Source organism: Sulfitobacter sp. G21635-S1, assembly GCF_027213915.1.
In the GTDB taxonomy this organism is placed as follows: Bacteria; Pseudomonadota; Alphaproteobacteria; order Rhodobacterales; family Rhodobacteraceae; genus Sulfitobacter.
This window is the reverse complement of sequence record NZ_JAPWGV010000105.1, coordinates 1-255: the sequence shown is the minus strand read 5'-3', so window position 1 is coordinate 255 and position 255 is coordinate 1. Positions and strand designations below refer to the sequence as shown.

Below are 255 nucleotides of genomic sequence, written 5' to 3'. Positions count from 1 at the left end.
GGGTGAGGGTGACGATGACGCGGCCACCGGGCACATGGACCGTCCACGGACCACGGTGACCGGTACGGGTGGCCATCGTCGCTGCCACGGCCACGGTTCCGGTACCGCACGACATCGTCTCTCCCGATCCGCGCTCATGGACCCTCATCGAGACCGAATGACCGTCCAGCTGCTCGACGAATTCGACATTGGCCCCCTCGGGGAAGGCCGACCGTGGACGCCAGGTGGGCGATTCATCGAGGTTGAGCGCAGTGA

The 255-nt window shown here is 66.3% G+C and carries 1 pseudogene; it reads right to left on the bottom strand.

What is annotated here, in order from left to right:
* A pseudogene (locus O4H53_RS27080) lies at positions 1–255 on the bottom strand (hypothetical protein); the annotation flags it as partial.